The organism is Arthrobacter antioxidans (assembly GCF_023100725.1).
GTDB classification, from domain to species: domain Bacteria; phylum Actinomycetota; class Actinomycetes; order Actinomycetales; family Micrococcaceae; genus Arthrobacter_D; species Arthrobacter_D antioxidans.
On record NZ_CP095501.1, the window covers coordinates 3,278,771 to 3,297,008 of the forward strand.

Sequence of the window (18,238 nt, forward strand, 5' to 3'; positions counted from 1 at the left end):
TCCTACAGACTCTGCATGGCCTTGATGAAGCCGTCTTCATCGATCTGGCCGCTGAAGAACTGTGCGATGGCGGTGTGGATGGTCACCGTAGCCTCGGGCGGGTAGGCCTGGTCCCAGGAGAGCTGGAAGTGCGGGGCATCCTTCACGAGGTCGAACTGGTACTTCGCGTACTCGGGGTTGGAGGCCTCGTCGAGGAACTCCTCCGTGTTGGTGGTGGTGGGCAGGTTGCCGATGGCGATCTGCTCCTGCACGAACTCGTCCGAGTACATGAGCTTCAGGAACTCGGCCACCTCGTCGGGGTAGCGGGTGTCCTTGTGGACCGAGTAGAAGTTGTTCGTGTTGCCGGCGAGGTTGGCGGGGTCTCCCTCTCCACCCTCGATCGCGGGGAACTCGCTGTAGCTGAGCACGTTCTCCGCGAACTCGGGGTTCGCGTCGAGGTGGGTCGCGTAGGCCCAGGAGCCCATGAGCTCGAAGCCTGCCCGGCCGCTGGAGAGCAGCGTGGGCGACCCGCCGTCGGTGAACTTCACGGAGTCGAAGTTGGTCCCGAAGGCACCGGCGTCGACCAGTTCGCGCAGCTTGCCGAGCGCCTCGCGGCTCTCCTCGGAGTCCCAGACACTGGTGTCGCCGTCGAGCGCGGCCTGGAACAGGTCCTCGCCGGCGACGCGGTCGAACACGTACTGGAACCACATCTGCGTGGGCCACTGGTCCGCGCCGCCGAGCGCGATCGGGGTCACGCCCGCGGCCTTCAGCTTCTCGACGGCGTCCAGCAGTTCGTCCCAGGTGGCCGGGGGCGCGTCGATGCCGGCCTGTTCCAGGACCTCGGAGTTGTTGAAGAGCATCACGGGCTGGGTACCGCGCATCGGGATGCCGTAGCTCTTGTCGTCGATGACGGCCGTCTCGAAGACGGAGGGCAGGAAGGCCTCCTTCAGCTGCGGGTCCTCCTCGATGAAGTCGTCGAGAGGCATGAGCAGGTCGGCCTCCACGAAGTTCGCGATGCTTCCACCGCCCCAGTTGAAGAAGATGTCCGGGGCCGACTCGGTGTCGATGATGGTCTGCAGCTTGGTCTGGTAGTCCGCGCCGGGAATCGTGTCGAGCACGATCTTGACGTCGGAGGTCTCGTTGAACTTCGCCACCATGGCCTCTTCGACCTTGTTGCTGGCGTCGCCGTACACGGCCAGATGCAGTTCGTTCTCGGGTCGGCTCGACGCGTCACCGCCTCCGCCACCGCACCCGGCGAGGGTGAAGCCCAGCATCAGGACCGCGGTGCCCGCGAGACTGCGGGACATCCAGGTTCGGTTGTTCATCGTTGAACGCCTCTCGAAAGTTTCGACGATATAGCCGAAAGTTATGTGATGCGTTGAGTGTATGTAGCGCTCATGCCGATGCGCAAGACCTGCTGTGCAGCCGGTCACATTCTGCGCCGAGCGGCAGCCCGAACCGCGGAAGATGGCGGGGGTATGCTGTGGGTCATGTCGATTCCGGCCAAAGAACCGCGTGTCACCCTCGCCCAGCTCGCAACGGCAGCCGGCGTCTCGCTGTCCACGATCTCGAAGGTGCTCAACGGACGCGCCGACGTGTCCCCGACAACCCGGGCGAAAGTTGAGGAGCTCCTCGAGGACCACGGCTACCGGCGGCGCAAGGTCTCCGCGGCCAAGGCCGGCCTGGTCGAACTCGTGTTCCACGAGCTCGAGAGCGCCTGGGCTCTCGAGCTCATCCGCGGGGTGGAGAACGTGGCCCGCGAGCACGGCATGAGCGTGGTGCTGACCGAGACGGGGACGCGGCATGCCCCCGGGCCCGACTGGATCGAGGGCGTGATGTCCCGGCGGCCCGCCGGCGTGGTCCTCGTGTTCTCCGACCTGCCGCAGGACTTCCGCCGCAAGCTCGACGCCCGCTCCATCCCGTTCGTCATCATCGATCCCGCGGGGGACCCCTCCCCCGACGTCCCGTCGGTGGGCTCCGCCAACTGGGCGGGCGGGATGATGGCCACGCGCCACCTGATCGACCTCGGGCACACCAGGATCGCCGCGATCAGCGGGCCCGAGGACATGATGTGCTCCCTCGCCCGCATCGACGGCTACCGGTCCGCGATGGGCATGGCCTCCCTGCCGATCGACCAGGACCTCATCAGGTACGGGAACTTCCATGTCGACGGCGGACGCGACCACGCGTTCTCGCTGCTGCGTGGCCCCCACCCGCCCACGGCGATCTTCGCCGGCAGCGACCTGCAGGCGCTGGGCGTACTCGATGCCGCCCGGCAGATCGGGCTCCGTGTCCCCGAGGAGCTGTCGATCGTGGGCTACGACGACCTGCAGCTGGCGCAGTGGTCCAGCCCCGCCCTGACCACGGTGCATCAGCCGCTCATCCAGATGGCCGAGGAGGCCACGCGGATGGTGCTGCGCCTGCGGGACGGCGAACGACCGAACAATCTCCGGCTCGACCTCGCCACGAGCCTGGTGGTGCGCCAGAGCACCGCGGCGCCGCCCGCAACCCGCGCCCGGGCAGCCCGACCGGCACAGCAGCGCGCCTGACCGGCAGCACCCCGGCAGGGGCTGGATACGATAGGGCGAGGCAACGCGCAGGAGGCTCCTGCAGGACGAAGGAGAACCCGAGACTGTGCGGTCACTACCCGGCGGGGCGAACGGCACCGAGGGCCTGCGCGCACAGAACCTCTCCCAGATCCTGACGATGGTCCACCGCAACGGCCCGCTGTCCCGGTCCGACGTCACCCGCCGCAGCGGCTTCAACCGCTCCACGGTGGGCGCCCTGGTCTCGGCGCTCACCGAGAAGAACCTCGTCCGTGAGTCGGATCCGGCCGTCGGCGGCCGGGTGGGCCGCCCGAGCCCCATCGTGCAGGCGAACCCGGCCGTCGCGGTGATCGCCGTCAACCCCGACATCGACGCCCTGACCGTCGGTGTCATCGGGCTCGGCGGTCATGTGCACGCGAGGGTCCGCCGCGAGACCCGAGGCATCCCCTCGCTCGATGACGCGGTCGGGCTCACCGAGGAGATCGTGGCCGGCCTCCGGCCCACCCTGGCCGGACTCGACCGCGTGCTCGGCGCGGGGATCGCGCTGCCCGGGCTCGTCAATGCGGGCACGGGGCGCGTGCTCGTCGCGCCGCACCTCGGCTGGCACGACGCCGACCTCACGGGCCCCTTCGGCAGCGCCCTCGGACTCCCGACCGTGGCCGCGAACGACGCCTCCCTCGGCTCCCTCGCGGAGAGCATCTTCGGCGCGGCGCTCGGCGTCGACGACGCGGTCTACCTCAACGGCAGCGCGAGCGGCATCGGCGGCGGCATCGTGAGCGGCGGCGCGCAGCTGGTCGGCAGCCGGGGGTACGGCGGCGAACTGGGCCACACGCTCGTCAGCCCGGGCGGCCGGGCATGCCACTGCGGGCGTGCGGGCTGCCTCGACGCCGAGGTCCGCCTCGAGCGGCTGCTCGAGGCGGCCGGCCTGGACGGCGGAGGCATCGAGGCCCTCGAACGGGTGCTGTCGGACGACCCGCCCGACGCCGTGCGGGTGGAGGCCGACCGGCAGCTGGAACTGCTCGCCGTCGCGCTCACGGACTTCGTCAACATCTTCGACCCGGAGCTGATCGTCCTCGGCGGATTCCTGGGGTCGCTCGTCGGCTTCCGGGGCGGTCAGCTCGCGGAAACCGTCAACGCGGGCTCGCTGGCCGGCCGTGTCACGGTGCGGCGCGCAGCCCTGGGGCCGGAGCTCCTGCTCGTCGGCGCCGCGGAACTGGCCTTCCAGCCCCTCCTCGCCTCACCGGCCTGATGCCTGCCGCCCGAGACCCGACCCCGGGCCGGGATCCGGGCACGCAGAACGGCGCACCGTCCCCGAAGGGGCGATGCGCCGGGTGGTTCACGTTCCAGTCCACGGAGGACCGGCCGATCGCGGTCAGCCGGTGCGGCGCGAGCCGCTCTCCTCGCCGTCGTCGTCGAGCTCATCGGCGTACTTGTCCGCATACTCCGAGTAGTCAGGCTCGACCGGCTCGAGAGGTTCGGTACGTCGGGTGGATGCACGACTACCCGGGCCTGTGAGCTCTCGCTGCAGTGCCGAATAGTCAGTGGCCGGGCTGAAATACTTCATGTCCCTGGCCTGCTTGGTTGCTTTTGCCTTTTGACGGCCGCGCCCCATGGCGTGACCCCCTTTGTGCGTCGATCCGAGGTGGTCACTGGGGCGCGAGGCCCAAGGCTGCAGCGAGGCCCCGGATTATTTGGTCGTTTTGTCGTAAGTATAGGTTACATGTTTTCGAGGGGACCCGAGTGCGCGGCCGCCGAGACCCCGCCGTCCACCGGCGCACCGTCCGCGGCGCAGGTTTTTCCGCCGGGCCGTCTCCGAGCCGACGATCTTGGATAGAGTCGACTCCACGTCGGAGCGCCGGCCATGGTGATGACCATCCGGCACCAGGAGTGCGAGGAGACAGCAGCCCACCATGAGCAACGAGGAGCAGGCGCCGAGGGAGTCCGGGCACGAGCCCGGACCGGACGGCACCGAGGAACCCGAGAGCACCGCCGTGCTCGATCCCGACACCGTGGTCCTCGAGGACCCGGATATCTCCGCCGAGACGCTGGAGCCCGAGCTGACGGTATCCCCGGACACCCTCGACCTCGCGGAACCCGCCCTCGAACCGGCGCAGATCAGTCCGGAGGTCGCGGAGGCGGCCTCGCTCGACGATGCCGCCGCCGAAGCCCGCGCCGTGGCCGCCGAGGCCGCGAAGGCGGGGACCCTCGTGGGTGGGCCGCTGCCGCCCGGAGCCCCGTCCGTCGAGGCCGCTCCGGCCGGCTCGGCGCCCGCGGGAGGAACCGCCGGTGATGCGGCGGGCCGCGCAAGAGACAGGACGGAAGACAGGACGGAAGACAGGACGGAAGGCAGGACGGAGGCAGCGGGAGTGACGGCGGAGGGGGCGATCGGCGGCCCCTACGCCTTCCCTCCGGAGGGCGGCGGCACCGATTCGGGAGATCCCGGCCCCTACCCCGGCTTCGACCCCGGCATCGATCCCGGCATCGATCCCGGCATCGGCCGGGGACGCACCGGATCCTCGGCACCGGGGATCGCCGGCGGATCCCCCGAGGAGCCGGTCGTGGACCCCGTGACCCCCGCAGGCCGGGCCCCGGCGCCGGAGAACAGCGGACCGGCGCCGGAGAAGAGCGGGCCGACGGCCGAGGGCGGCGGGCCGACGCCCGAGGCGCAGCCGACACGGGACAGGACCCGGTCCGGGAGCAGCATCGTCCCGCTCCTGCTGCTCGTGGGCGGCGCCGTCGTGCTGCTCGGGCTCCTCGTCTGGCTGCTGCTCTCGCTGCTGGGCGGATCGGAGGACGAGGGCCGCGTGGATCCGTCGTCGCTCGCGGCCGGCGCATGCCTGGCGGAGTTCACGGACATCACGGAGGAGGCCGTCCTGGTCGACTGCTCGGAGCCGCACAACGCGCAGCTCGTGGCGAGCGAGGACTACGCCGACGACGCCGCGTTCCCGGGACGCGACCAGCTGGGCCTGCGCGCCGAGGCGGCGTGCTCGGCGGCATCCTCCGGCATCGACCCGGATGTCGTCACCGAGGACCTCCAGGTCACGCTCCTGCGCGCCACGCCCACGGAGGGGACCTGGGCGGACGGGGACCGCCGCGTGGACTGCTTCGCGGTCGTCGAGGACGGCGGGCCCGTCAGCCAGAGCCTTCTGGCCCGCTGAGGGGACCCCGGAACACGCGGACGGGACAGGGCGGGACGCACCCGGCACCCCAGGCCCCGTGCCCCGCGCCCCGCGCCCCGGTCAGCGGACGGCGTGGACCAGCAGGCCCCCGGCGTCGGGTCCGGCCTCGGCGAGGGCGTCCACGTCCGGTGCGGGACGGTCGACGAGGACGGTGTCGCCGTCGACGATCTCCCCGGCGAGGATGCCCTTCGCCAGCCGGTCACCGATCTCGCGCTGCACGAGCCGGCGCAGCGGACGTGCGCCGTACGCCGGGTCGAACCCCGTGAGGGCAAGCCATTCGCCGGCCGCCGCCGTGACGTCGAGCTCGAGCCGGCGATCGTGCAGCCGGTCGCCGAGGGCCCTGACCTGGAGGTCGACGATCCTCGAGAGCTCATCGAGGCTCAGGGGATCGAAGACCACGACGTCGTCGAGCCGGTTCAGGAACTCGGGCCGGAAGTTCGCGTTCACCGCGGACATCACGGCGGCACGCTTCGCGGCGTCGTCGAGGGACGGGTCCACGAGGAACTGCGAGCCGAGGTTGGACGTCAGCACGAGGATGACGTTCCGGAAGTCCACGGTCCGGCCCTGGCCGTCGGTCAGCCGCCCGTCGTCGAGCACCTGCAGCAGCAGGTCGAAGACCTCCGGGTGCGCCTTCTCCACCTCGTCCAGCAGCACCACGCTGTACGGGCGGCGCCGCACGGCCTCGGTGAGCTGGCCGCCCTCCTCGTAGCCCACGTAGCCCGGAGGGGCGCCGACGAGACGGGCCACCGAGTGCTTCTCCGAGTACTCGGACATGTCGATCCGGATCATCGCGCGTTCGTCGTCGAACAGGAAGTCCGCGAGGGCCTTGGCGAGCTCCGTCTTGCCCACGCCCGTGGGCCCGAGGAACAGGAAGGACCCGGTGGGGCGGTTCGGGTCCGAGACTCCGGCCCGGGCGCGCCGGACGGCGTCGGACACCGCGGAGACCGCCCGCTGCTGACCGATCAGCCGCGCGCCGATGACCTGCTCCATGGCGAGCAGCTTCTCGCTCTCGCCCTGCAGCATGCGTCCGGCCGGGATGCCCGTCCAGGCGGAGATGACCTCGGCGATGTCGTTCGCCGTGACCTCCTCGGCGACCATCAGCTCGGGGGTGGTCGCCGTCTGCTCCTCGGCGGCCTGGGCCTCGCGCAGCTCGCGTTCCACACCCGGGATCTCGCCGTACAGGATGCGCGACGCCGTCTCGAGGTCGCCTTCGCGCTGGGCGCGGTCGGCCTGCGAGCGCAGCCCGTCGAGGGAGGCCTTCAGGTCACCCACGCGGTTCAGGCCCGCCTTCTCCGCCTCCCATCGTGCGTTCAGGGCGTCGAGCTCCTCCTGGCGGTCGGCCATCTCGGCCCGCAGGGCCTGCAGCCGTTCGAGGGACGCCTCGTCCTTCTCGCGGGAGAGAGCCATCTCCTCCATGTGCATGCGCTCCAGGGAGCGGCGCAGCTCGTCGATCTCCACCGGGGCCGAGTCGATCTCCATGCGCAGATGCGACGCGGCCTCGTCCACGAGGTCGATCGCCTTGTCCGGGAGCTGCCGGCCGGGGATGTACCGGTGGGAGAGGGTGGCCGCGGCGACGAGCGCGGAGTCCGCGATGGAGACCTTGTGGTGTGCCTCGTAGCGCTGCTTCAGCCCGCGCAGGATGCCGATGGTGTCCGTCACGGACGGCTCCCCCACGTAGACCTGCTGGAACCGGCGCTCCAGCGCCGGGTCCTTCTCGACGTTCTCGCGGTACTCGTCCAGCGTCGTCGCGCCGATCAGCCGGAGTTCACCGCGCGCCAGCATGGGCTTGAGCATGTTGCCGGCGTCCATCGAGCCCTCGGACGCGCCGGCCCCCACCACGGTGTGGAGCTCGTCGATGAAGGTCACCACCTGGCCGTTGGAGCCCTTGATCTCCTCGAGCACGGCCTTCAGGCGCTCCTCGAACTCGCCACGGTACTTGGCGCCGGCGATCATCGATCCGAGGTCCAGGCTGATGAGCCGCTTGCCGCGGAGCGACTCGGGGACGTCCCCGGCGACCATGCGCTGTGCCAGTCCCTCGACGACGGCGGTCTTGCCGACGCCGGGCTCGCCGATGAGCACGGGGTTGTTCTTGGTGCGGCGGCTGAGCACCTGCACCACGCGGCGGATCTCGGCGTCGCGGCCGATGACCGGGTCGAGCTTGCCGCTGCGGGCCACCTCGGTCAGGTCCACCCCGAACTTCTCGAGCGCCTGGAACGTGTTCTCGGGGTCCGGCGTCGTCACACGCTTCTCGCCCCGCACGCCGGGCAGCTCCGCGGCGAGCGCCTCGCGGGTGAGCCCCACGGACCGCAGGATGCCGCCCGCCGCTCCCCCGTCGGCCGCCAGGGCCAGCAGGAGGTGCTCGGTGGACACGAACTGGTCGCCGAGCGTCTCCGCTTCCTGCTGCGCGACGCTGACGACCTGCAGGGCGCCGCGCGAGAACTGCGGCTGCGCCACGGACGAACCGGACGACGACGGCAGGGCCTTGATCGCGGCGCTCGCCTGGACGCTCACGGTGTCCGGATCGGCGCCCGCCGCCCGCAGCAGGGCGACGGCGATGCCGTCCCGCTGGTCCATCAGCGCCTTGAGGAAGTGCGGCGCCTCGATCTGGGCGTTGCCCGCCGTGGACGCGTTCATCGCAGCGGCTGACAAGACCTCACGGCTCTTGGTGGTGAAGTTGGTATCCACGCGCGGTTCCTTTCCGATGCGGTGACGATCCCGGTGACACCTTGAGTGTACTCGACTCAACTTTCGGCGTCGCCGGGGTGTTCCGGCTCCGCGCGCCGTGCCGTCCGCTGCGGACGGCACGGTACGGCACAGGGAAGCAGCCGGGCCAGATGTGATCGAGATCAACTTTTTCCCGGCCCTCCGTGTGGTTCCCGTAGCGTTGACGACCCACGGCGAATGTCGACGGTCGCCGCCTGCCCGCATCCGGGCCTGCCGCGCCCGTACCATTCCGCCCGCACGAACAGCGCCACGACGTGGCGCCGACGAGAGGGACGACATGAGTCAGACAGCCGACGCTCCGCCCGGGACGGACACGGGAGGCGGTGACGCCACAGCCGCCGATGCCCCGAGGACCCGGGTCAACTGGACCGTCTTCATCGGATCGGCCGCCGGGATCCTCGCGATCACCATCTGGGCCATCGCCGACGCGGCGGGGGCCGAGGCGGTCATCGGATCGCTGGTCACCTGGGTCTCCACCAACATGGGGTGGTACTACTTCCTGATCGTCACCCTCGTGGTGGTGTTCGTCCTGGTCCTCGCCCTGACCCGGGTGGGCAAGACCAAGCTGGGCCCGGACCACTCGAAACCCCAGTTCAGCATGTTCACGTGGGCATCGATGCTCTTCGCCGCAGGCATCGGCATCGACCTCATGTTCTTCTCGGTGTCCGAGCCCGTGACGCAGTACCTGGCACCCCCGCAGGGCGACGGCAGCACCGTCGAGGCCGCGCGGCACGCCATGGTCCTCACGCTCTTCCACTACGGCATCACCGGCTGGGCGCTGTACGCGCTCATGGGCCTTGCCCTCGGCTACTTCGCCTACCGGCACAACCTGCCCCTGAGCATCCGCAGCGCGCTGTACCCCATCTTCGGCAGGAAGGTCGACGGCCCGCTCGGCCACGGCGTGGACATCGCCGCCCTCCTGGGCACCATCTTCGGGATCGCCACCTCGCTCGGCATCGGGGTCGTGCAGCTGAACTACGGCCTGAGCCTCATGTTCGGCCTGCCCGAGAACGTCTCCGTCCAGATCGGTCTGATCGCCGTCGCCGTCGTCATGGCGACCGCCTCCGTGCTCTCCGGCGTCGAGAAGGGCATCCGGCGGCTCGCGGAGCTGAATGTCCTCCTCGCCCTGGCGCTGATGGTGTTCATCCTGCTCAGCGGGAAGACGAGCTTCCTGCTCGACGGCATCATCCAGAACACCGGGGACGTGCTCAGCCGCTTCCCGGCCATGACGCTGGACACCTTCGCCTACGACCGGCCCGGCGACTGGCTGCAGGGCTGGACGCTCTTCTTCTGGGCCTGGTGGATCGCCTGGGCGCCCTTCGTCGGGCTCTTCCTCGCCCGCATCTCCCGCGGCCGCACCATCCGGCAGTTCGTCCTGGGGACCCTGCTGGTCCCCTTCACCTTCATCCTGCTGTTCATCTCGATCTTCGGGAACAGCGCCCTGGACATCGTGATGAACGGCAACGCGGCGTTCGGGGAGACGGCCATGGCCCAGCCGGAGCGGGCGTTCTACGGCCTTCTCGAGCAGTACCCCGCCGCGCCACTCGTCATCGGCGTCGCGACCTTCACGGGCCTGCTCTTCTACGTGACCTCCGCCGATTCGGGGGCACTGGTCATGGCGAACTTCACCAGCCACCTCAAGGACCCCGAGGCGGACGGCCCCAAGTGGCTGCGCGTCTTCTGGGCCCTCGTGACCGGCCTGCTGACGCTCGCGATGCTGACGGTGGGCGGCGTGACGACGCTGCAGAACGCGACGATCATCATGGGGCTGCCGCTGTCGATCCTGCTGCTGTTCATCATGCTCGGCCTGTATCGGGCCCTGCGGGTGGAGAACTCGCTGGCGGACAGCTACCGCGCGAGCCTGCCCGGCATCATCTCGGGGCGGAGCACGGGCGGTACCTCCTCGCGCACCTGGCGGCAGCGACTCAGCCGGGCCATGAGCTACCCGGGGCCGCGGCAGGCCAACCACTTCGTGGACACCGTCGCGCTTCCCGCGCTGCAGGAGGTGCACGACGAACTGCTCGCGCAGGGCGCCGACGTCGGCCTCGCGACCGGCATCGTCGAGCCCTGCGGGATCCGCCACGTGGATCTCCTGGTGGAGCTCGGCGACGAGCGTCCGTTCAAGTACCAGATCTACCCCGTCCAGTACGACGTGCCGTCCTATGCGCGCGGCGGTGCGTCGACGGAGGCCAAGTACTACCGCATGGAGGTCTTCTCCCTCGAGGGGAGCCACAGCTACGACCTCGCGGGCTACAGCACGGACCAGGTCATCACCGACGTCCTGGACCACTACGAGACCCACCTCGAGTTCCTGCACCTGAACCGGGCGGCGCCGGGCAACACGGCCTTCGCCGAGGACCAGTCGGCCAGGGACAACTGGGAATCCGATTTCGCACACCAGGAGGACACCAAATGACCGAGACACCGACCGGGACGACGCCGGCCACCCTGTTCATCGACGGCGCGTGGGTACCCGCATCCGACGGCGGCACCCGCACCATCAGCTGCCCGGCGGACGGCTCGTTCGTCGCCGAGGTGTCCGAGGGCACCCGTGAGGACACCGAGCGGGCCATCGCGGCCGCGCGCCGGGCGTTCGACGGCGGCGAGTGGGCCTCGGTCCCGGCCCCGCAGCGCGGCGACTTCCTCCTGAAGGTGGCCGCGGAACTGCGCGCCCGCAAGGACGAGTTCGCACGGGCCGAGACCCTGGACACCGGCAAGCGCCTCGTGGAGAGCGAGGTGGACATGAGCGACATCGCCGACTGCTTCGCGTACTTCGGCAAACTCGCCGGGCAGGACGCAGGCCGCATCGTCGACGCCGGCAACAACAGCGTGGTCAGCAGGATCGTCTACGAGCCCGTGGGGGTCTGCGGCCTCATCTCGCCGTGGAACTACCCGCTGCTGCAGGCGGCCTGGAAGATCGCCCCGGCGCTCGGCGCCGGGTGCTCGATCGTGCTCAAGCCCAGCGAGCTCACGCCCTCGACCGCCATCCTCATGATGGACGTCCTCGACACGCTCGGGCTCCCGAAGGGCGTCGCGAACCTCGTCCTCGGCCCCGGCGCCGTGGTCGGCGCGCCGCTCTCCGAGAGCCCCGACGTCGACATGGTGTCCTTCACGGGCGGCCTGGAGACGGGGCGCACCATCGCCGCGGCCGCGGCGGGCACCGTCAAGAAGGTGGCCCTCGAACTCGGCGGCAAGAACCCGAACATCGTCTTCGCCGACGCGGACTTCGACGCCGCCCTCGACAACGCCCTCAACGCCGCGTTCGTGCACTCCGGCCAGGTCTGCTCGGCCGGCGCCCGGCTCCTCGTCGAGGAACCCATCGCCGATCGCTTCGTCGACGAACTCGTGCGCCGTGCGCAGCAGATCCGGCTCGGCGGCCCGTTCGACGAGGCCAGCGAGACCGGCCCCCTGATCTCCGCCGCCCACCGGGACAAGGTCACGGCCTACGTGCAGAAGGGCATCGAGGAGGGCGCCCGACTGCGCTGCGGCGGGACCTGGGGCGAAGGCGAGCTCGAGACCGGCTTCTACTACACGCCGACCGTGCTCGACCAGGTCACGCGCGGCTCGTCCGTGCTCGTCGACGAGGCCTTCGGCCCCGTCGTGACCGTGGAGACGTTCAACGGCGAGGACGAGGCCGTGGAGCTCGGCAACGACACCCACTACGGGCTTGCCGGCGCGGTGTGGAGCCAGGACGCCGGCAAGGGCCAGCGCGTCGCGGCCCGCCTGCGCCACGGCACCATCTGGATCAACGACTTCCACCCCTACCTGCCGCAGGCGGAGTGGGGCGGCTTCAAGCACTCCGGCGTCGGTCGCGAGCTCGGCCCCACCGGTTTCGCGGAATACCAGGAGGCCAAGCACATCTACCACAACATCGACCCGGCGGTCACGGGCTGGTTCGACGCCCGGATCGAGGAGGAATCCGCATGAGCACCCCCGACGAGCAGCTGCAGAGGACAACGTTCGACTACGTCGTCGTCGGCGGTGGATCCGCCGGCGCGGCCGTCGCGGCGCGCCTGAGCGAGGACCCCGACGTCGAGGTGGCCCTCGTCGAGGCCGGACCGGACGACCGCGGCAAGGAAGTCATCCTCCGCCTCGACCGGTGGATGGAACTGCTGGAATCCGGGTACGACTGGGACTACCCGATCGAACCCCAGGAGCACGGCAACTCCTTCATGCGCCATTCACGCGCCAGGGTCATGGGCGGTTGCTCGAGCCACAACTCGTGCATCGCGTTCTGGGCGCCGCGCGAGGACATCGACGAGTGGGAGCAGCGCTTCGGCGCCACCGGCTGGAACGCGGAGACGGCCTACGCGCTGTACAAGCGGCTCGAGCAGAACGAGGACGCAGGGCCCGACGCCCCGCACCACGGCGACAGCGGCCCCGTCCACCTGATGAACATCCCCCCGGAGGACCCCTCCGGGCAGGCACTGCTGGACGCGTGCGAGCAGGCCGGCATCCCGAGGACGAGGTTCAACACGGGTGGGACGGTCATCAACGGCGCCGGCCTCTTCCAGATCAACCGGCAGGCCGACGGCACCCGGGCGTCGTCGTCCGTGTCCTACATCCACCCGATCACGGACCGGCCCAACTTCACGCTGCTCACCGATCTCCGGGCGCGGGAACTGCGCATCGACGCGGACAACACCTGCACCGGCGTCGACGTCGTGGACGGCGCCTTCGGGCGCACGCACGCGCTGACCGCACGACTCGAGGTCATCGTGTCCACGGGTGCCATCGACACGCCGAAGCTGCTGATGCTGTCGGGCATCGGCCCTGCCGCCCACCTCGAGGAACGCGGCGTGCGCGTGCGCGTCGACTCCCCCGGCGTGGGCGAGCACCTGCAGGACCACCCCGAGGGCGTGATCCAGTGGGAGGCGAAGAAGCCCATGCCGCAGACCTCCACCCAGTGGTGGGAGATCGGGATCTTCACCACCACCGAGGACGGGCTCGACCGCCCGGACCTCATGTTCCACTACGGATCGGTGCCGTTCGACATGCACACGCTGCGGCACGGCTACCCGACCACGGAGAACGGCTTCTGCCTCACGCCGAACGTCACGCACGCCCGCTCGCGCGGGACGGTCCGGCTCCGCAGCCGGGACTTCCGGGACAAGCCCATGGTGGATCCGCGGTACTTCACCGACCCGCACGACATGCGCGTCATGATCGCCGGCATCCGGAAGGCCCGCGAGATCGTGGCGCAGCCCGCCATGGCCGAATGGGCCGGGCAGGAACTGTACCCCGGGGCCGAGGTGCAGACCGACGAGCAGCTCCAGGACTACGTCCGCAGGACGCACAACACCGTCTACCACCCGGCCGGGACGGTGCGCATGGGAGCGGTCGACGATCCCCTGTCCCCGCTGGATCCCGAGCTGCGGGTGAAGGGGATCCGGAACCTGCGGGTCGCCGATGCGTCCGTCATGCCCGAGCTCACCACCGTGAACCCGAACATCACCACCATGATGATCGGTGAGCGCTGCGCCGACCTCGTGAAGCGGGCGCGCGTGCTTCCGGGTTCCGGCAGGACGGCCGCGACCGTCTGATACCGCCGGGCCTGTGCCCCTGGCCGCCGCACCGTCCCGCCCGGCACGCCGTCCCGCCCGGCACGCCGTCGCCGCGGCGGGGCGGGGCGTCGCGGCGTTCTCGGACATAATGGGCCGCATGGGGAAACTGCAGCGTGCCACATCCGTCCTGACCACCCTCGCCCTCGCCCTCACCCTCGCGGCCTGCACGGATGACCGCCCGACGGCGGAGGACGCCGCCGGCACGCTGGCCGAGGGGCTCGCCCGGCTCGACGTCGGACAGTCCTCCTTCACCTCCGGGGAGCCCGCCGAGGTGACCGCCCAGCTCGCCGCCATCACGGAGGGCTTCGCCCCGGAACCGCCGCAGGTCACGGTGGCGGGCGTCGAGGAGACCGGCGAGGACACGGCGACGGCGACGCTCGACTATGCCTGGGACCTCGACGCGACCGACCAGGACTGGACCTACAGCACGACGGCGGACCTCACGCGCGTCGAGGACACCTGGCAGGCGGCCTGGGACCCCGGCGTCTTCGTCCCCGACCTCCTGCCGGAGGAGAAGCTCACCCTGACGCGCGTCCCCGGGGACCGCGGCGACATCACGGGAGCGGGCGGCGCGGTCATCGTCACGCAGCGCCCCGTGGTCCGCGTGGGGATCGACAAGACCCTGGTCCCCGAGGCGCAGCAGGCCGCCTCCGCCCGCGCCCTCGCGACGCTGCTCGACCTCGACCCCGCCGGCTACGAGGAGCAGGTCGCCACGGCCGGCGCCGAAGCCTTCGTCGTGGCCCTCGTCCTGCGTGACGACGCCACCCGGACCGTGACCGACGCGCAGATCGACGCCGTCCCGGGGGCACTCCGGCAGGCGGACACGCTCGAGCTCGCCCCCACCCGCACCTTCGCCCGGGAACTCCTCGGCGGCGTCGGGGAGGCCACCGCGGAGCTCGTGGAGCAGTCCGACGGCGCCATCCGTGCGGGGGACGTCACGGGCCTGGGCGGGCTGCAGCTGCAGCACAATGACCGACTCGCCGGCACCCCGGGGCTGTCCGTCGACGCCGTGGCGGCGGGCGACGCGCCGGCGGCCCCCCGGACCCTCTTCACCACCGCGCCCGTGGACGGCGAGGACCTCGCCACCACCCTCGACCCCCGGCTGCAGGGCCTCGGCGAGGAGGTGCTCGCGGACGAGCCGTCGGCGTCGTCGATCGTGGCCATCCGCCCCAGCACGGGCGAGATCCTCGCGGCCGCCAACGGGCCGGGCAGCGAGGGCCTGCAGACGGCGCTGCTCGGCCAGTACCCGCCGGGTTCCACGTTCAAGATCGCCACGAGCCTCGCACTGCTGCGCAAGGGCTTCACGCCGGAGACGCCGACCGAATGCAGCGAGGAGGTCGTGGTGGACGGCCGGACGTTCAAGAACGCCAGCACCTACCCCGCGCAGTCCGTCGGCACCGTCCCCCTCCTCGAGACCTTCGCGCAGTCCTGCAACACCGGGTTCATCTCCGCACGGGACAGGATCAGCCAGGCCGACCTGGCGAGCGCCGCCACCGACCTCGGGATCGGCGTCGAGGCGGGCATCGGGACGCCCGCCTTCTTCGGCTCCGTGCCGGGCGAGGCCGAGGGTACCGCCCACGCCGCCGCCATGATCGGCCAGGGCGAGGTCCTCGTCTCGCCCCTCGCGCTCGCGACACTGACCGCGACCGTGGGCGCCGGTGCCCGCGTCACCCCGACGCTCCTCGCGCCCGGGGAGTCCACCGAGGGCGCGACCGGCTCGCCGTCCGCCGCCGCGGGGTCATCGACCGCGGCACCCTCCGGTGCCGCCTCCACCGACGCCCCTCCCACGGAGGCCGCGCCACCGAGCGCGCTCACGGCCGCGGAGTCGGCGACGCTGAAGACGCTCATGGGCGCCGTCGTCGCCCAGGGCGGCGCGCAGCTGCTGCAGGATGTTCCCGGGGCCCCCGTCCTGGCCAAGACCGGCACGGCAGAATTCGGCAGCGAGGATCCCCCGCGCACGCACGCCTGGGTCGTCGCCCTGCAGGGAGACCTCGCCGTCGCCGTCTTCGTCGAGGAGGGCGAGCTGGGCTCCACCTCCGGCGGACCCCTCATGCAGGCATTCCTCACCGGAGCGGCCTCCTAGAACCACGGGCCCGCAGCATGCGGGTCATCCACGTCGACGACATGGGGGTCGGATCAACACAGTGCGCTCAACAGCTTGATCACGCTCCGGCGCGCACCCGCGCGGCCGGGGCCTCTTCGAAGACCATTGAAAGGGTCGCAAGTGGATCTCACGTTCATCCCGCTCATCATCGGCGCGGTGGTACTCCTCGTCCTCGTCGTCGCCGCCGTCGTGCTCGCCCGCATGGCGCTGCACATCGCCAGCCCGGACCAGGCACTCATCATCTCGTCCAAGGACAGCAAGGGGCAGCCCGATCCGGACAGCCAGCGCGTCGTCTTCGGCCGCATCTTCATCAACCCGTTCTCGCAGCGGGCCTACCCGCTGTCCCTGGCCTCCCGGCAGGTGTCCCTGCGCATCGAGGGCATCTCGAAGAACGGCATCAAGCTCCACCTGACCGGCGTCGCGCAGGTCAAGGTGGGCGGCGACGCCGACGCCGTCCGCAAGGCGGCCCAGCGCTTCCTCAACCAGCAGGACGCCATCGACCACTACACGCAGGAGACGCTGTCCGGTTCACTGCGCTCCATCGTGGGCACCCTGACCGTCGAGTCGATCATCCGCGACCGCGCCACCTTCGCCAAGAGCGTGAAGGAGGAGGCGGAGCACTCCATGCACAACCAGGGGCTGGAGATCGACACCTTCCAGATCCAGTCCGTGGACGACGACTCCGGGTACCTGAAGAACCTCGGCCGGCCCGAGGCGGCCCTCGCCGAACGGAACGCGAAGATCGCCGAGGCACGCTCCATGCAGGAGTCGGAGCAGGCACGCGCCCTGTCCGACGAGCAGGTGGCTCTCGCGCAGCAGCAGCTGATCATCCGGCGCGCGGAACTCAAGGAGGAGGCCGACGCCCGCCAGGCGCGGGCCGACGCCTCGGGACCGCTCGCCCAGGCGGAACAGCAGGAGCAGGTCATCATGCGCGAGCAGCAGGTGGCGCAGCGGCGTTCGGAACTGCGCGAGCGCGAGCTCGACACCGAGGTGCGCAAGCCCGCGGACGCCGAGAAGTACCGCCTCATCCAGCAGGCGGACGCGAAGCTCGAGGAGCGCCGTCGTGCCTCCGAGGCCTCCGAGATCGAGGCTCGCGTGGACCTCGCACGCCGCAAGCTCGTCGCCGAGGGTGACCGCGTGGCCGCAGAGGCCGACGCCGCCGCGAACACCGCACGCGGCACCGCCGAGGCGTCCATCAGCGAGGCCAAGGGCCGCGCCGACGCCGCCGTCATCGCGTCCCGCGGTGACGCGGAGGCCGGGTCCGCGGAAGCACGCGGCAAGGCGGAGGCTGCCGGGATCGCCGCGCAGGCGGAGGCCTACGAGAAGTTCAACCAGGCCGCCATCCTGTCGAAGGTCCTCGAGGTCCTGCCCGCGATGGCCCGTGAGATCGCCGCGCCGATGTCGGCGATCGACACCATGACCGTCGTCTCCAACGACGGCGCGAGCCAGCTCAGCAAGAACGTCTCGAGCGGCGTCCACCAGACCACGCAGATGGTCAAGGACACCACCGGGCTCGACATCATCGCGCTGCTCGGCGACCTGCTGAAGAACGCGGACAAGCCCGGGCAGAACGGGGCCGCGGTCCACAGCTCCACGTCGGACTGACCGCCGGATGCGGGCCGTCGCCGGTGATCCGGCGGCGGCCCGTCAGCGGGGAGGCCGGCGGGATGGCCGGCGGGGAGGCCGGCGGGATGGCCGGCGGGGTGGCCGGCGGGGTGGCCGGCGGGGTGGTCAGCGGTACGTCGGCAGGTAGGTCCCCTGTGACGGGACGATGACCTTGCCGAGCGGTGCCAGCGACACCGGGATCAGCTTGAGGTTCGCGATGCCCAGGGGGATGCCGATGATGCTGACGAACATCGGGATGGCCGTGACCACGTGGCCGATGGCGATCCAGATGCCCGCGACGAGCAGCCAGATCACATTGCCGATCGTGGACCACGCACCCGTCTGCCCGCCCCGGTTCACGACGGTCTGGCCGAACGGCCACAGCGCATACACGCCGATCCGGAACGAGGCGATGCCGAAGGGGATGGTCACGATCAGCAGGCAGCAGACCACGCCCGCGGCGAAATAGCCGAGGGCGAGCCAGATGCCGCCGAACAGGAGCCAGATGACGTTCAGGAGTGCGTTCATCCGGCCATT

The 18,238-nt window shown here is 70.7% G+C and carries 12 protein-coding genes; 8 read left to right on the plus strand and 4 right to left on the minus strand.

Annotated elements, in window-relative coordinates:
• Nucleotides 1-2 precede the first annotated feature (2 nt).
• On the minus strand, nucleotides 3-1,304 hold the full coding sequence (locus MWM45_RS15145) for an extracellular solute-binding protein (RefSeq protein ID WP_247827149.1): 1,302 nt from the start codon (nucleotides 1,302-1,304) through the stop codon (nucleotides 3-5).
• 165 nt (nucleotides 1,305-1,469) lie between these two features.
• On the opposite strand from MWM45_RS15145, the gene MWM45_RS15150 reads away from it, so the two are divergent.
• Both MWM45_RS15150 and MWM45_RS15155 read left to right on the plus strand, forming a co-directional pair.
• A complete protein-coding gene (locus MWM45_RS15150) occupies nucleotides 1,470-2,528 on the plus strand; it encodes a LacI family DNA-binding transcriptional regulator (RefSeq protein WP_336296672.1) in 1,059 nt (352 codons plus the stop codon).
• Between the two features lie 85 nt (nucleotides 2,529-2,613).
• Entirely contained in the window at nucleotides 2,614-3,774 is a 1,161-nt protein-coding gene (locus MWM45_RS15155) for an ROK family transcriptional regulator (protein ID WP_247827151.1), read from the plus strand.
• A gap of 123 nt (nucleotides 3,775-3,897) precedes the next feature.
• Here the strand turns inward: MWM45_RS15155 and MWM45_RS15160 are convergent, their stop codons facing one another.
• The gene (locus MWM45_RS15160) at nucleotides 3,898-4,137 is read right to left on the minus strand and encodes a DUF3073 domain-containing protein (protein WP_104167997.1); all 240 of its coding nucleotides are present in this window, start codon (nucleotides 4,135-4,137) and stop codon (nucleotides 3,898-3,900) included.
• 298 nt (nucleotides 4,138-4,435) lie between these two features.
• Between MWM45_RS15160 and MWM45_RS15165 the strand changes: the two genes are divergently transcribed.
• Nucleotides 4,436-5,683, plus strand: a complete 1,248-nt coding sequence (locus MWM45_RS15165) for a septum formation family protein (protein ID WP_247827152.1) — start codon at nucleotides 4,436-4,438, stop codon at nucleotides 5,681-5,683.
• 81 nt (nucleotides 5,684-5,764) lie between these two features.
• Here MWM45_RS15165 and clpB read toward each other — a convergent pair whose 3' ends face one another.
• Nucleotides 5,765-8,389: an ATP-dependent chaperone ClpB gene (clpB, locus tag MWM45_RS15170; protein WP_247827153.1), complete on the minus strand. Its 2,625-nt coding sequence runs from the start codon at nucleotides 8,387-8,389 to the stop codon at nucleotides 5,765-5,767.
• Between the two features lie 316 nt (nucleotides 8,390-8,705).
• Between clpB and betT the strand changes: the two genes are divergently transcribed.
• The 5 genes from betT to MWM45_RS15195 all read left to right on the plus strand — a co-directional run bounded on the left by betT (nucleotide 8,706) and on the right by MWM45_RS15195 (nucleotide 17,701).
• Nucleotides 8,706-10,844: a choline BCCT transporter BetT gene (betT, locus tag MWM45_RS15175; RefSeq protein ID WP_247827154.1), complete on the plus strand. Its 2,139-nt coding sequence runs from the start codon at nucleotides 8,706-8,708 to the stop codon at nucleotides 10,842-10,844.
• A complete protein-coding gene (locus MWM45_RS15180) occupies nucleotides 10,841-12,355 on the plus strand; it encodes an aldehyde dehydrogenase family protein (RefSeq protein WP_043441726.1) in 1,515 nt (504 codons plus the stop codon). The genes betT and MWM45_RS15180 overlap by 4 nt, the downstream gene beginning before the upstream one ends.
• The gene (locus MWM45_RS15185; RefSeq protein ID WP_247827155.1) at nucleotides 12,352-13,971 is read left to right on the plus strand and encodes a GMC family oxidoreductase; all 1,620 of its coding nucleotides are present in this window, start codon (nucleotides 12,352-12,354) and stop codon (nucleotides 13,969-13,971) included. The genes MWM45_RS15180 and MWM45_RS15185 overlap by 4 nt, the downstream gene beginning before the upstream one ends.
• A 13-nt stretch (nucleotides 13,972-13,984) precedes the next feature.
• Nucleotides 13,985-16,075: a penicillin-binding transpeptidase domain-containing protein gene (locus MWM45_RS15190; protein WP_336296673.1), complete on the plus strand. Its 2,091-nt coding sequence runs from the start codon at nucleotides 13,985-13,987 to the stop codon at nucleotides 16,073-16,075.
• 141 nt (nucleotides 16,076-16,216) lie between these two features.
• Nucleotides 16,217-17,701 carry a flotillin family protein gene (locus MWM45_RS15195; protein WP_247827156.1) on the plus strand — a complete coding sequence of 495 codons (1,485 nt, stop codon included), beginning with the start codon at nucleotides 16,217-16,219 and terminating at the stop codon, nucleotides 17,699-17,701.
• 126 nt (nucleotides 17,702-17,827) lie between these two features.
• Here the strand turns inward: MWM45_RS15195 and MWM45_RS15200 are convergent, their stop codons facing one another.
• The gene (locus tag MWM45_RS15200) at nucleotides 17,828-18,229 is read right to left on the minus strand and encodes a YccF domain-containing protein (protein WP_247827157.1); all 402 of its coding nucleotides are present in this window, start codon (nucleotides 18,227-18,229) and stop codon (nucleotides 17,828-17,830) included.
• Between the last annotated feature and the right edge of the window lie 9 nt (nucleotides 18,230-18,238).

Bases quoted from the DNA above. Each gene is read 5' to 3' on its own strand.
- MWM45_RS15145 (WP_247827149.1), bottom strand. From the start codon at position 1,304: ATGAACAACCGAACCTGGATGTCCCGCAGTCTCGCGGGCACCGCGGTC.
- MWM45_RS15150 (WP_336296672.1), top strand. From the start codon at position 1,470: ATGTCGATTCCGGCCAAAGAACCGCGTGTCACCCTCGCCCAGCTCGCA.
- MWM45_RS15160 (WP_104167997.1), bottom strand. From the start codon at position 4,137: ATGGGGCGCGGCCGTCAAAAGGCAAAAGCAACCAAGCAGGCCAGGGAC.
- MWM45_RS15165 (WP_247827152.1), top strand. From the start codon at position 4,436: ATGAGCAACGAGGAGCAGGCGCCGAGGGAGTCCGGGCACGAGCCCGGA.
- betT (WP_247827154.1), top strand. From the start codon at position 8,706: ATGAGTCAGACAGCCGACGCTCCGCCCGGGACGGACACGGGAGGCGGT.
- MWM45_RS15180 (WP_043441726.1), top strand. From the start codon at position 10,841: ATGACCGAGACACCGACCGGGACGACGCCGGCCACCCTGTTCATCGAC.
- MWM45_RS15185 (WP_247827155.1), top strand. From the start codon at position 12,352: ATGAGCACCCCCGACGAGCAGCTGCAGAGGACAACGTTCGACTACGTC.
- MWM45_RS15200 (WP_247827157.1), bottom strand. From the start codon at position 18,229: ATGAACGCACTCCTGAACGTCATCTGGCTCCTGTTCGGCGGCATCTGG.